The sequence below is a fragment of the Dyadobacter luticola genome, assembly GCF_005860805.1.
In the GTDB taxonomy this organism is placed as follows: Bacteria; Bacteroidota; Bacteroidia; order Cytophagales; family Spirosomataceae; genus Dyadobacter; species Dyadobacter luticola.
The window spans coordinates 1021009-1034427 of sequence record NZ_VCEJ01000002.1 but is presented as its reverse complement, the minus strand read 5'-3'; the positions used below and the strand labels follow the sequence as shown (position 1 = coordinate 1034427).

The window sequence follows — 13419 nt, the reverse complement described above, 5'->3', positions numbered from 1 at the left end:
TATGGAAAAAGAACCATCCAAACTGCCTTTGCTGATTATTCTCGGCCCTACTGCTTCCGGAAAAACCCGATTAGCTACCAAAGTTGCATCGCAGATCGGCGGCGAAATCATCAGCGCAGATTCCCGGCAGGTTTACCGCGATATGAACATTGGTACCGGGAAAGATTTGGAGGAGTATCAAGTTGAGGGACAAGCGATTCCTTATCATTTGATCGATATTCTGAATGCCGGCGCGCAGTATAATGTCAACAATTTCCAGCATGATTTTCAAAAGGCGTATGATCTGATCATTTCGCGCGGTCACATTCCCATCGTTTGCGGTGGTACCGGATTTTACATTTATGCCTTGTTAAAAGGTCATGCATTTGCATCGGTCCCGGTCAATGACAGCCTGAGGGCCAGTCTGGAAACATTATCATCCGAAATGCTGCTGGAAAAATTTGGTCAGATGCATACAGCCTACCATGAATTTGCAGATACTTCCACCAGAAAACGCTTGATCCGCGCGATTGAAATTGCCCAGTTTTTGACAGAAAACCCTGAGAATGAACTTGCATTTAATACTAATGATAAAAACTACGACGCGATCATTTTCGGACTGAACCCGGCCGTAGAAGTCCGGCGGGAAAGGATCAGCAAAAGGTTGAAAGATCGGCTCGAAAATGGGTTGATCGAAGAAGTTGCCTCGCTGCTGACCCGGCTGACGAAGGAGCAGCTGATATACTATGGTCTTGAATATAAATACATTACGCAATACCTGACCGGAGAAACCAGCTTTGACGAAATGAAAACCCGGCTGGAAACTGAAATCCATCGTTTTGCCAAACGTCAGATGACCTTTTTCCGAAAAATGGAAAAAGATGGGCTGGCGATCCACTGGCTGCCGGATGCGTTGCCGGAGGAGCAAAAAATCACGCACATTATCTCGGCTTACAGGGAATTTAAAAGCTAAACGACGGGTATATAGTAGGTGTATTAGGTTAAAAATGACGTCGTATCAATGAACAGAAAGTTGACCAGCCTGATCCTGCTGCTGGTATTAAGTGTAACGGACGCGTATTTGCTGGCGCATCCGAATCTGATCGGGAAAATCGGAATATTGGTTTATAAGCATTCCTACATTCAAAATTTCCCGAGAGCTTTGGTGACCGTGGCGCTGGTGGTAGCGGTTTCCCTGCTAATCTGCGAAGGCAGCTACCGGTTTCTGAGCAGACGGATTTCGCTCGGGATTTATGGCACGCTGACGGCTGTGGCGCTCGTCTGGTTTATGTACGTGTACATTACTTTTTCGAGTTTTTCGTACCGGATCACGGGCAAAGCTTTTATCTATGGCGCACATTTGCTGCCGGTGATTTTGATGGGTTTGTATACGCGTTATTTTCTCAAGAGGATTTTGATAAAAGAGGATAAAAATACGGCTGTTGCGCTGGGTGAAAGTGCGGAAAAGTCCCGGATTTAGGTGGTTGAAAAATGCTTTTTTTGAACAATCTACCTAAACAGTAGAATATTATCATTATTCCTTCATATTGTGAAATATTATTGTTTTAAGCCGGAATTTTCACAAATAAAACACAGATTATAATAGAAAGTACACGCATTTTTTAGGATATTGCGGCTTGTGTTGGCCTGGGAAATGGTTAATCTCGGGTGGTTTAACACAAAATTAATTTGTTGGATAAGTAAAACAGTTGTTCGTAAAATCTTTGATTCGAATTGGCCTGATTTACAATATCTTGTCATTAACCTTTTTAATTTTATTCTTAATTTCTATGTCCGAAATAGCTGAATTAACCCTTGATGGTAAGAAGTACGAGTTCCCTATAATAGAAGGAAGTGAGCAAGAAAAAGCGATAGATATTGCCAAGTTACGTGACCAGACGGGGTACATTACGATTGATGCAGGTTACAAAAATACCGGTGCTACAAAGAGTGCGATCACTTTTTTGGACGGTGAGGAAGGAATACTGAATTACAGGGGCTATTCGATTGAGGATCTGGCCGAAAAAGCTTCTTTCTTGGAAGTTGCTTATTTGCTGATCTACGGAGAGCTGCCAACCGAGAAACAATTCGCGGATTTTGAACATGAAATCAGAACGCATACCCTTGTAAATGAGGATATGCGCAAGATTTTTGAAGGGTTTCCGGTGAATGCGCACCCGATGGGCGTACTTTCCTCGCTGGTGAGCGCGATGAGCTCTTTTTATCCTGAAACTGCGGAATCAAATACGGAGGAAGTTGTGCAGCTGCATATCATTCGCCTGCTTTCCAAGTTGCCAACCATAGCAACCTGGTCTTACAAAAAATCGCAGGGACACCCGGTAAATTATCCGCAAAATGACCTGGATTATTGCTCCAACTTCCTGAATATGATGTTTTCGCTACCCGTAGCGAAATACAATGTTGATCCGGTGGTTTCGGCAGCATTGAACAAACTGCTGATTCTCCACGCTGATCACGAGCAAAACTGCTCGACTTCGACAGTGAGACTGGTAGGTTCTTCCCATGCCAACATTTACTCTTCGATTTCCTCCGGTATCAGCGCATTGTGGGGCCCGCTTCACGGGGGCGCCAACCAGGAAGTGATCGAGATGCTGGAAGCCATCAAAAATGACGGCGGAGATACGCAGAAATACATTAACATGGCCAAAGACAAAACCAGCGGTTTCCGTCTGTTCGGTTTTGGTCACCGGGTTTATAAAAACTTTGACCCAAGAGCGCGTATCATTAAAAAAGCGGCTGACGATGTGCTTAACAAGCTGGGTATCAATGACCCGGTTTTGGAAATCGCGCAGAAACTGGAAAAAGCGGCTTTGGAAGACGAATACTTCGTGCAACGCAAACTTTACCCGAATGTGGATTTCTACTCAGGTATCATTTACCGCGCGCTGGGCATTCCTACCAATATGTTTACAGTAATGTTCGCGATTGGCCGTCTGCCAGGATGGATCGCGCAGTGGAAAGAAATGCGTGCGAATAAAGAGCCGATCGGCCGTCCGCGTCAGATTTATGTAGGTGCTCCCAAACGCGACTTTGTTGCGATGAGTGATCGTTAAAAAATAGTTACAAACGAGAAAAAGCCGGCTTGTCCGGCTTTTTCTATTTATGGTGATAACCTTTCAATTTTCCAGCTTCCGTCTGCCTGTTTTGAGTATGCCAGCCGGTCATGTAACCGGCTCGGCCGGCCCTGCCAGAACTCCATGTAATCCGGTATCACCCGGTAACCTCCCCAATGCGGCGGCCTGGGTACTTCCTGGCCTTCGAATTTCTGTTCCAGTTCTCTCGTTTTGTTTTCCAAAAATGCACGATTTGGAATGTGCTCGCTCTGCGCAGAAGCCCATGCGCCGATCTGACTGCCTCTTGGTCTCACCGCAAAATATTCGCTGGATTCTTCCGGCGATACTTTTTCTACCAATCCTTCGACTCGCACTTGTCTTTCAAACTCCTTCCAGAAGAATGTCAGCGCCACTTGCGGGTTGGCTGCCATTTCCGCTCCCTTCTTACTTTCGTAATTGGTAAAAAAGGAAAATCCGCGCTGATCTAGGTCTTTCAAAAGTACGATCCTGGCAGAAGGACGTGACGCGGAAACAGTGCTCAATAGCATCGCATTTAACTCGGAAATACCGGATTTAACCACTTCGTCAAACCATAACTTAAACTGTATCAGGGGATCAGCATTCAGATCATCTTCATGTAGTCCTTTGAGCTGATAGTCGTGACGTATTTTTGCAATATTATGGTCCATCCGGTGCGAATATGTTCAATGTTAGGATTTCAAAAGTAGCCATTTCAAGGGAAAGATTATTAGATTTGTAATTCCAGAGGAGACGTACGTACGAAACAAAAATCACGATGGCACAAGAACAACAAGAAGGGGTCAAAGGCGAAGAGCAGGACGACCTGGAACAAAAGACGGTTGACACCCTCGAAATTGATCTTAACAGCGAGTTGACGGAAGAGCATGAGGAGGAAACGCCTGACGTGGATTACAGCCAACTATCAAAGGAACAGCTGATTAACTTGTTAGAAAACGAACTTGCGTCGATTCAAACCGAGGGCCAGAAGCCTGCTCTTCTGAAAAAAGCCGAAGCAGTTTCCCGCGAAATCCGGCCTGTTCTGGATCAAATTAAATTGAAGGAACGCGAGGCAGCATTGAAGGCGTTTGTGGCCGATAATGGCGATGAAGAGGGCTTCGAGTTTAAGTATGACGCCGAAACCCAGAAAATCGATTCGCTGAGCCGTGAGATCCGCGGGCTGAAAAACTCTTTTTACCAAAGTCAGGAAAAAGAAAAAGAGAAGAATTTTAATGTAAAAACCGCCCTGCTGCAACGATTGCGGGCTTTACTGGACGATGAGGGAAAAGAGACGGATGCTTCAAATCTGAAATCCAGCTGGGAGGAATTTAAAAAGATACAAGACGAGTGGAAGCTGGCGGGTAACATTGCTTCGCCGCATAATGGTACACTTTGGGCTACTTATAATGCTTTGATCGACCGCTATTTCAGCAACCGGAATATCTATTTTGAGCTGAAAGAACTGGACCGACGCCGGAATGCCGAATTGAAAGCGGAGCTTTGCGAGAAGGTCGAAGAATTGGGTAAATCCCTCGCGGACAGGCCGATGACCAAAGAGATCCTGAATGAAGCCAACCACATTTTCGAAGACTACAAACATTTAGGTCCTGCACCGAAAGAAGATCAGGAAAAACTTTGGCAGCGTTTCAAAGAAGCATTGGATGTGCTTTATGATGCACAGAGAGGGCAGTTTGCCGAGCAGAAAAAATCGATGCAGGAAAACTACGATCAGAAGCTGAAAATCTATGAAGCGATTGTACCATTCACAACCTATAACTCTGGCAGCATTAAAGAATGGAATGGCAAGACCAAGGAAATCATGGCTTTCCAGGATCAGTGGGTTGCTTTGAAAGGCATTATGCCGCGTGAAGAGGGTAAAGAGCTGAGCAAGAAATTCTGGGCTGCGCTGAAAACGTTTTTCAATAATAAAGGCGAGTTTTTCCGTCAGCTGGAATCGAAAAGAGAGCAGAACCTGACATTGAAAAATGAACTTTGCGCGGAAGCAGAAGCGATCCTGACAACCGGCGAAGATAATCCTGCTACCACGCAGAAAGTGATCGAGTTGCAGAAAAGATGGAAGGGTATCGGGCAGGTTCCTGAGAAATATAAGGATACCATTTACGACCGTTTCAAAAAAGCCTGTGACGCTTATTTCGATCAAAAACGTTCGAAAAACAAGGAGGTTGAGGAAGAGTTTGAAAACAACCTGAAACGGAAAATCGACCTGATCGAGCGCATTGAAGCCGCTGCGAAAAGCAAGGATGAATCGTCACTGAACTTGCTTAATGCATTTAAGAGTGAGTGGTCTTCGATCGGTTTTGTTCCTAAGAAGGACATGCAGACGGTTCAGAAACGCTACATCGGTGCAATCAATACGTATGTCAGCGCAATCGGCCAGCTTTCCAGCAAGGAGAAAGAGCAGGCTGTTTTGGCAAGTGAAGTGGAATTGGTTCGCGATGGCGGAGACAACAATCGTAATCTTTATCGTAAGGAGAGCGATATCAGACGCAAGATCACACAGCTTGAAAATGACATTGCGCTTTGGCAAAACAATATTGAATTCTTCGCGAAATCAAAAACTTCGGATAAACTGAAAGCGGATTTTGAAAGAAAGATCAATGCAGCCCTGGCTCAGCTGGATGAATTGAAACATCAACTAACTATTATTCAGGAAGCTATCTAAAACCTGTTAAAAAGTGCGGAAAAAATACTTTGAATAAGTTGCATCGTATAACCTGACGCGCTACTTTTGCACCACGATAACGGAATAACAAACGCTATCAGAATAAAGGCCTCCATAGCTCAGCTGGTAGAGCAACTGACTTGTAATCAGTAGGTCGTTGGTTCGATCCCGACTGGGGGCTCTTGAAACAAAAAAACCTGACTTTTCGGTCAGGTTTTTTTGTTTTCAGAGGTTTTGCTAATTACGACTGAATTTCTTTCTGGTTATATTTTTGTCATTTTCTATTATCATGATATAATTCCCCTTTGGCAGGGAGGTAACATCCAGGACTGATTTGCCTCCGGAAACCTCTTTGGTAAGAAGTTTTGCTCCATTGACAGCATTATAGATACTTACTGATACATGCTGATCCGTTTCCTGAATATTTAGATTCAAATTTTCGGTAGTTGGGTTGGGATAAATAGTCGCCTCTAGCGTTTCGCTATTAATATCCATCAGCATTTCTTTTCCTGTTGATACCAAATCTTCACCGTTGCATGGAGGCCCGTACGTTTTCTTGACAGTAACAGTCTTGGTTGTAGCAGGGCTAATTCCACACGGATTTTTCGCTTTGACTGATAAGGTAAATGTTTTTGTAATGCCAGTAGCAGTGCACGTAGTACCCGAAGCATTAGGGTGCAACACAACCGAAGGATCACTGGCAGACCAAACGTAACTGGCGGCACTCGGGACAGCATTGATAGTAAAGTACCCATCGCCTTCACCAGGACAGATTTGCGAGGTACCCAGTATAGCGCCTGGCTGATTTATTGAAGTAAAAACATCGAAAGATAAACATTGAGAAGTGCTCAATTTACCAGGTACTGGACTAGTTGCAGTGACGCTTACCATTTGTTCAGTCTTAGACGAGTTGATAGTGACTCCTCCTGTGCTATTCCAAAAACCAAATTGTCCTCTTGAATAAGTGGCGGTGCTACCAACGCAAAGATATTTGGGGCCAGTAATTGGCCCTGTGTTCGCGCCATGTAAAATTCTTACGGCAGAGATGTCCTGGTCGCTTAAAGAATTATTGTCTGTAGGAGAGTGATACATAATCGAGTTAATAGAATCTGAGTGATCCAATCCCAATGCATGTCCTATCTCATGGATCGCAATGCGGAATACATTATACGTTCCAACTGTAATTGGAAAATAGCTGGTAACCCATTTTACTGTTGAGCTGAAATAGATAGGTATTGGCACAGCGCAGGGAGCTGTTTGGCCGACAGCACTACTGCCGACAGTTCCGCCCCACTGAAACGTTATATCAGCCTCAGCTTCGTAATTTGTCTTCGTAAACTTGCGGTCAATTACAGCAGCCCATGCGTCAAATGCTTGCGCTATTGCGGCATTCTCATCAATAACATCATCCGTGCCGTTCTTGATGAAATATTTAATTTCGCATTTGTCGAGTTTGTCACACATTCCTAGTATGGTGGCATTTCCTCTTTGGGAAACATATCCACAGAAGGCTTCTGGCTTAGTCTTAAGTCGGTTCTGCGCGGTCCCCAACTGGCCAATTAGCGTTAGCAGCAACAGTAAAGCGATAAACTTTGTCTTCATAGGTCAAACAGTTTTAAGTTTTAAAAATCAGGACAAAGCTATCTTGGAAGGCTTGGTACATCATTTCCCTTAATTAACCCATATTGACCGGTAGATAAATGAGTCGTGTCGGCTACTACATCTAGCATTAATCAAGGGGATTTTTGCACCCTACTTCAAAATTCTTTTAGCATACTACTCCTTAACAATTCGATAACGTCGTAGTAACATTCAGGAAAACATGGAAGGCTTCTTTTGCGCCTAATTTTTATCACAATAAATATTTATCCATGCGCAAAAAGTTTTTACTACTCATCAACGCAACTTTGATCCTGACCCTGCTGAGTTTCTCAGCGGTGATTGCTCAAACTACCCAGGCGTCTATTTCCGGTATCGTCACCGACGACCAGAATACCGAACTCGCCGGCGCTACCGTCCAGGTGAAAAACGAATCGACAGGTTTTACGACAGGTACTGTTTCCAATGCAAAAGGCGAATATGCTTTTAAGGAGCTTCCCCTGGGCGGACCTTATACAGTAACCGCTACTTATGTTGGTTTTGGTGAACAAAAACAGACAGGCTACATTTTGCACCAAGGCGATGCTATTAAGGTGAAAATGAGCATGAAAGATGCCGGTCAAACACTGGAAGTAGTGAGCGTAGTGGCTTCTGGTATCAAAAACAAAATTGAAAACCTGGGCGCTTCTACCTCGATCTCGGCTCGTGACATTACGCGTCTGCCGGTGAACGGTCGTAACTTTACCTCTCTCATGGACCTTTCTCCGTTGAGCCGCGGTGGTAACATTTCGGGTCAGCTGGGTTCTTCTACGGGCTATACGATTGACGGTATGAGTGCAAAAAACCCGACTTCTGCCGGTGCCACAACCAGCCGAAGCGGTGCTCCGTACTCAATCTCGATTGAAGCAGTGCGCGAATTTCAGGTAGTTACCAACCAATACGATGTTACTTACGGTCGCAGCGGTGGTGGTACCATCAGCGCGGTTACCAAATCGGGTACCAACCAACTGAGCGGAAGTGCATTTAATTATACGCGCGCTGACTGGTTATCAAGCCCTTATGATATCCGTGGTAACAAACAAAACAACAATTTCTCAACGAACCAGTTTGGTTTCTCGCTTGGCGGGCCGATTTTGAAAGACAAGCTGCATTTCTTTGTGGCCTGGGATCACCAGCAGGACAGCCGTCCATTGATCATTGCGGACGTGTTGAGCCCTGTGGATGAAAACCGTTTCAATGTTACCCGCAATACGCTTGATCAGTTTGTAAGCATTGCCCGCAGTAAATACGGTGTTTCCAATGATCCGCAGTTTGGTTCTTTTGACAAAAAACGCGGTTCTGATGCAGCATTCGCACGTATCGACTGGCAGTTGAACAACCGTAACCTTTTGACGATCCGTAACAACTATACCAATGACCGCAACAAACTGGGTCTGGCGGACAATACCACGATCAACATTTACGAATCTTACGGAAACGATTTTAACCAGGATAACAGCCTGCTCGCGTCACTTCGCTCGACATTGAACCCGAAAGTGACCAATGAATTGAAAGTGCAGCATTTGTTCACAAAACAAAGAAGCGCACCCGGCGACCAGCTCCCAGCCGATAACATTCCAAGAGCGATCGTGGAAAACATTAACTCGGTACTCAGCGACGGTTCTTCCCGCTCGACGAACATTCAGATGGGTGGTCACCGCTTTGCACAGGAGCGTTTTACCAACAATGTACTTCAAGTGGTTGATAACCTGTATTTTAATACAGATAAAGTCGAGTACACATTTGGTGCGGACATTATGATGACGCGCTCACATTCCACTTATGGTTCGGAGGTTAACGGTCGTTTTCACTACACGGCGGATGCAACTGCAGGCAAAACTGCCCTCGACCAGTTCAACGAGCTGAAACCATATCGTTATTACCGCGAGGTACCTTTGATGGACGACTGGTCGGTAAAAGGAACGATCTGGAATGCAGGTATTTACGGTCAGTTAAAAACAACTTTGGCAACTGGTCTTGATCTGGTAGCGGGTGTTCGTCTGGATTACGCACATTATCCAAGCTCGCCTTTGAACCAAACCTTGTACGATGCCTTGCAGATCCGTACCGACAACAAAATCAAATCGTTTGTGGTACAGCCGCGCGCGCAGTTTACCTGGGATGTGAACGACCAGCATAAAGATATTTTCCGTCTTGGCGGCGGTGTGTTCGCGTCGGATATCAACAACTATGTGGTGATCAACAACCTCACATTTGACGGAAAACACCTGGCGACCGTGGACGTACGCAGCCCGAACATTCCTACGCCGGACTTTGCAGCGTATCGCGCTAATTACAACAGCATTCCGTCACTGGCTCAGTTCCAATTGCCTACGATCAACACAAATGGTAAGGATGCCCGCGTACCCATCATGTACAAGGCCAACATTTCCTACAATAAATATTTGACTGATAAGCTGAAAGTGGGGGTTGCCGGTTACATGACTTTGGGCCGCAACAACTATATGTATGTGGACAGAAACATGGTGGACGAGCCTTTTTTCCGCCTCGCAAACGAAGGTAGCCGGGGCGTATTTGTACCGGGTGGCGATCAAATGCCAACCAACGGTGCAGGTGACTGGCTGAAAGGTCGCAAAAGCACGCAGTTTGGCCGCGTCCTGGAACTGAACAGCCAGGGTAAAGTAAATTCGTTCTCTTTCGTGGCTGATGTGAAATACCAGTACTTCCGCGATGGCGAAATTACTTTGAGTTACACGTACAACGATATCAAGGATAACACTTCCTTCAATGGTAACGTAGCCAACAGTGCGACGCTTTCGCTGCCGGTTCGTGACGATCCGCGTAACCTTAGCCTGATGTCGTACTCCGACAACCAGTTCCGCAACAAAATCGTGTTCTACGGCTCAGCACCAAGCTTCTGGGGCGTAAATGTGGGTGTTCGCTACTCCGGCATCGGCGGTACGCGCTACACGCTGCTTTCGGGCGGTAATACCAATGGTGACTTTGTAGGCACCAACGACCTGGCATTTGTATTTGACAAAAACGATCCAAGCGTACCCGAGAACGTTAGAGCAGGGCTTCAAGCTATCCTCGATAATCCAAACGCAAGCCAGAGCATCAAAGATTACATTACAAAAAATTCAGGCAAAATCGCGGAAAGAAACGGTGGTATCAACGGCTTCTACGGTATTTTCGACATCCGCGCATCAAAGCGCATCCGCATCGCCGGAACCCACGCCATCGAAATTTCCGCTGACATATTCAACTTCGCGAACTTCCTGAACAAGGAATGGGGCCGCACCAAAACATTGGGGACGCAGGCATTGTACGCACTCGGCGTACCAGCAGCAAACGGCAACCCCGCGCAGCCAGCATTCGACAGAACCAAAAACCAGTTCGTCTACCGCGTAAATACGGCCGGTGTAGTTACGCCGTCAGGAAACCCTTACCAGGTACAGATCGGTTTACGTTATAGCTTTTAAATTAGATAATGCATATAAAACCCGGCTTGCGCTGATGCAGCCGGGTTTTTGTTTTTCCCTCCTTTTATCTCCGGATTATTTTTCGCTTTTTTTCAGAATATAAAATTCTAGTTTACAGCCACATTGCCCGCTAGCGGCTTAAAAACACTAAAAATCATCGTCCAGAAATTTGGTTCGTTACATTAAAATTGTACTTTTGCACCACGATAAACGAAACGGTTGTCGACGATTCCGTAGCTCAGCTGGTAGAGCAATACACTTTTAATGTATGGGTCCTGGGTTCGAATCCCAGCGGGATCACTAGAAGAAATAATAAAAAGCATCAAAAGCCTGCAAATCAATAGATTAGCAGGCTTTTTTGTTTGCCGGATTGTACTGAAAGATTCAATTTTCCATAAATTGCTGGTGACTTATCTGGTGAGTCAATAGACCAGCGAATTTCACTCATCAAACCCCCAACACCAATTCAATCCAAAACCTACCGAATTCATTTTTCTTTATTTTCGTCGAGGGTCGACTGCTTTACTTGCGGAGAATTTAAACGATCCTGGCGTATGATGAAGTTGATAATTTGTTTTTTCCTGTTTTTGCCGTTTGCATTACTTGCGCAAAATGACCAGCCGATAATGGTTGTCAAAAAAATAATAAATGGGAAGGTTTGTGATTCCTGTTTGGTTAGCAGGGCTGGGAATCTGGATTTGCTGGGTAGCAATAAGCAGGTTTCTTTTCTTACTCTGAACCATGAGAATCAATTTCTTTATACAGATTCTGCGCTAACAAAAAACTTTTTGGGTACTTCTGCCTCCCGCTTTTATATCTCAGTAGCAAAGTTCTCGCTGGATTTCTATTCATTTATTCAGCAACAGCAATTACTTAATTCAAAGCAAAGAAGCGTAAAATCAGACCTTACCGACCTGCAATTCCGGATCGCAGTAAATGGCAAATCCCATGACGATTGGACTGATATCACGAGCTTGGATCCAGACCATGAATTTTACATTGGTAATTCGAAACTGGGTGATCTTTCGCAATTTGAGGATCAGCCTAAAACTATTCCTGTACAGAACTTTCATGCTGGGCAATTTACACTAGCGGTCGGCGACTCAATCGTTGTTTTTATTCGCAGTAAAATTGAGAAGGAGAAATCGTATCAATTTTCAACACATCGGGTCAAAAGCGTTCCGGATAGTTTTGACTTTATACAATTTTCATCAACCGCCAGCTTTGAAGACATTTTAAATAATGAAGTAAATAAGCGGCGAACCGAGCGGACGCGTGTAAGCGACTCGCTTGAAATGGAAGCGGGAAACTCTGCTTTTTTGAGATTTGATAAAGATTACCAGTTTCAATTCTTTGGACAAACGCAAAGAAATAGTGGAATCGAATATGCGACAAGCTATAATCCGAACGATTGGCGTGACCTGGGTGGGAAAAATACAAGGCTTATTAGTGAATACTCTTATATCTACATTCATAATCCAAAAGCAGATCAAACAATAAAAGTATTTTTGAGATACAAGCACCAGCGTGAAAATAGACACACCGTGACGATACGGGTTAAAAAAGCGCCTGGCATGGCCAAATGGATTTATTGGGCAACGGGATTTGTCGTGTTGACATTTCTTATTTTAATAGTGTATTTCATGCAAAAACGACTTTATGCCAGGAAACTCCGTCTGCTAAACCGCAAGAAGCGGGAGGTTGAAAACCAACTACAACTGCTAAACGGCCAGCTCAACCCCCATTTTCTTTTTAACTCGCTCAATGCAGCTCAGGGTTTGATCCGCAAAAACGACGCTGAGGCGGCTAGCGAATATATCAGTGAAGTGGCGACCTTTTTGCGCACCATCATGGACTGCAATAAAAAAGACTTTGTTTCCTTGAAAGAAGAGTTACTGATGAAGGAATAGTATCTGGTAAATGTAATTGCATCTGCTCGAAATTCGCGGCAAGCGATTGAAACTTTAATGTCCGAAAATATTGAAATATTATTCCTGGATATCCGGTTACAGAATGAAACTGGTTTTGATCTGCTTAAACAAATTCGCAACTATCGTGGCAGCATTATTTTTGTAACGGCGTTTGACGAATATGGTATTCAGGCAATTAAATTTTCCGCTACCGATTACCTGCTCAAACCTTTGGACACACAGGAATTATTGCTTGCTGTTGAAAAAGCCGCTGTAAAGAAAAAGGAGCGGCACCGGGAAATGCAGATTGATATGCTCATTCAGTCTTTTGAGAATATACAAAATCAGGGTCAGAAGAAAATTGCATTACCGGAAGCTTCTGAAATTCGATATGTGCCGATCAATGAAATTATTTTCTGTCGCTCCGATAATAGTTACACGACTTTTTATATCAAAAGCGTGGGCCAAATTACTGTCAGCAAACCCATAAATGAATATGAAACTTTGCTTGCACCTTATGGATTTGTCAGGGCGCAGCGGGAGTTGTTTCACTAGTCACTCGAATATAAGCCCCTCAGCAAAAACCTCTCGAAAAGTACTTTCATCATTTAGGGTAACTTTGTAGCTTGCCGTACTGCCACTAACCTACCCTTTTTAGGCTTTTCGATTTGATG

9 protein-coding genes and 2 tRNA genes are annotated in these 13419 nt (G+C 44.5%); 9 read left to right on the top strand and 2 right to left on the bottom strand.

Annotated features, from left to right (window positions below):
• Position 1: 1 nt before the first annotated feature.
• The 3 genes from miaA (at position 2) to FEN17_RS04365 (ending at position 3053) form a co-directional block, all read left to right on the top strand.
• Positions 2–952: a tRNA (adenosine(37)-N6)-dimethylallyltransferase MiaA gene (miaA, locus tag FEN17_RS04375; protein ID WP_138364065.1), complete on the top strand. Its 951-nt coding sequence runs from the start codon at positions 2–4 to the stop codon at positions 950–952.
• Between the two features lie 48 nt (positions 953–1000).
• Positions 1001–1459 (top strand): hypothetical protein, encoded by a 459-nt coding sequence (locus FEN17_RS04370; RefSeq protein WP_138364064.1) that lies wholly within the window; start codon positions 1001–1003, stop codon positions 1457–1459.
• Positions 1460–1769: 310 nt separating this feature from the next.
• Positions 1770–3053, top strand: a complete 1284-nt coding sequence (locus FEN17_RS04365) for a citrate synthase (protein WP_138364063.1) — start codon at positions 1770–1772, stop codon at positions 3051–3053.
• A 47-nt stretch (positions 3054–3100) separates the two neighbouring features.
• Here the strand turns inward: FEN17_RS04365 and pdxH are convergent, their stop codons facing one another.
• Entirely contained in the window at positions 3101–3742 is a 642-nt protein-coding gene (gene pdxH, locus FEN17_RS04360) for a pyridoxamine 5'-phosphate oxidase (RefSeq protein ID WP_138364062.1), read from the bottom strand.
• A 107-nt stretch (positions 3743–3849) separates the two neighbouring features.
• On the opposite strand from pdxH, the gene FEN17_RS04355 reads away from it, so the two are divergent.
• The gene (locus FEN17_RS04355) at positions 3850–5754 is read left to right on the top strand and encodes a DUF349 domain-containing protein (protein ID WP_138364061.1); all 1905 of its coding nucleotides are present in this window, start codon (positions 3850–3852) and stop codon (positions 5752–5754) included.
• Between the two features lie 108 nt (positions 5755–5862).
• A tRNA-Thr gene (locus FEN17_RS04350) sits at positions 5863–5935 on the top strand.
• 56 nt (positions 5936–5991) lie between these two features.
• Here FEN17_RS04350 and FEN17_RS04345 read toward each other — a convergent pair.
• A complete protein-coding gene (locus FEN17_RS04345) occupies positions 5992–7356 on the bottom strand; it encodes a matrixin family metalloprotease (protein ID WP_138364060.1) in 1365 nt (454 codons plus the stop codon).
• Between the two features lie 269 nt (positions 7357–7625).
• On the opposite strand from FEN17_RS04345, the gene FEN17_RS04340 reads away from it, so the two are divergent.
• From FEN17_RS04340 to FEN17_RS04325, 4 genes are all read left to right on the top strand, one after another.
• Positions 7626–10835, top strand: a complete 3210-nt coding sequence (locus FEN17_RS04340; RefSeq protein WP_138364059.1) for a TonB-dependent receptor — start codon at positions 7626–7628, stop codon at positions 10833–10835.
• Positions 10836–11062: 227 nt separating this feature from the next.
• Positions 11063–11135, top strand: a tRNA-Lys gene (locus FEN17_RS04335).
• A gap of 254 nt (positions 11136–11389) precedes the next feature.
• The gene (locus FEN17_RS04330) at positions 11390–12745 is read left to right on the top strand and encodes a histidine kinase (RefSeq protein WP_138364058.1); all 1356 of its coding nucleotides are present in this window, start codon (positions 11390–11392) and stop codon (positions 12743–12745) included.
• 3 nt (positions 12746–12748) lie between these two features.
• On the top strand, positions 12749–13300 hold the full coding sequence (locus FEN17_RS04325; protein ID WP_310589756.1) for a LytR/AlgR family response regulator transcription factor: 552 nt from the start codon (positions 12749–12751) through the stop codon (positions 13298–13300).
• The last annotated feature ends 119 nt before the right edge of the window (positions 13301–13419 follow it).

Bases quoted from the DNA above. Each gene is read 5' to 3' on its own strand.
- miaA (WP_138364065.1), top strand. From the start codon at position 2: ATGGAAAAAGAACCATCCAAACTGCCTTTGCTGATTATTCTCGGCCCT.
- FEN17_RS04370 (WP_138364064.1), top strand. From the start codon at position 1,001: ATGAACAGAAAGTTGACCAGCCTGATCCTGCTGCTGGTATTAAGTGTA.
- FEN17_RS04365 (WP_138364063.1), top strand. From the start codon at position 1,770: ATGTCCGAAATAGCTGAATTAACCCTTGATGGTAAGAAGTACGAGTTC.
- pdxH (WP_138364062.1), bottom strand. From the start codon at position 3,742: ATGGACCATAATATTGCAAAAATACGTCACGACTATCAGCTCAAAGGA.
- FEN17_RS04355 (WP_138364061.1), top strand. From the start codon at position 3,850: ATGGCACAAGAACAACAAGAAGGGGTCAAAGGCGAAGAGCAGGACGAC.
- FEN17_RS04345 (WP_138364060.1), bottom strand. From the start codon at position 7,356: ATGAAGACAAAGTTTATCGCTTTACTGTTGCTGCTAACGCTAATTGGC.
- FEN17_RS04340 (WP_138364059.1), top strand. From the start codon at position 7,626: ATGCGCAAAAAGTTTTTACTACTCATCAACGCAACTTTGATCCTGACC.
- FEN17_RS04330 (WP_138364058.1), top strand. From the start codon at position 11,390: ATGATGAAGTTGATAATTTGTTTTTTCCTGTTTTTGCCGTTTGCATTA.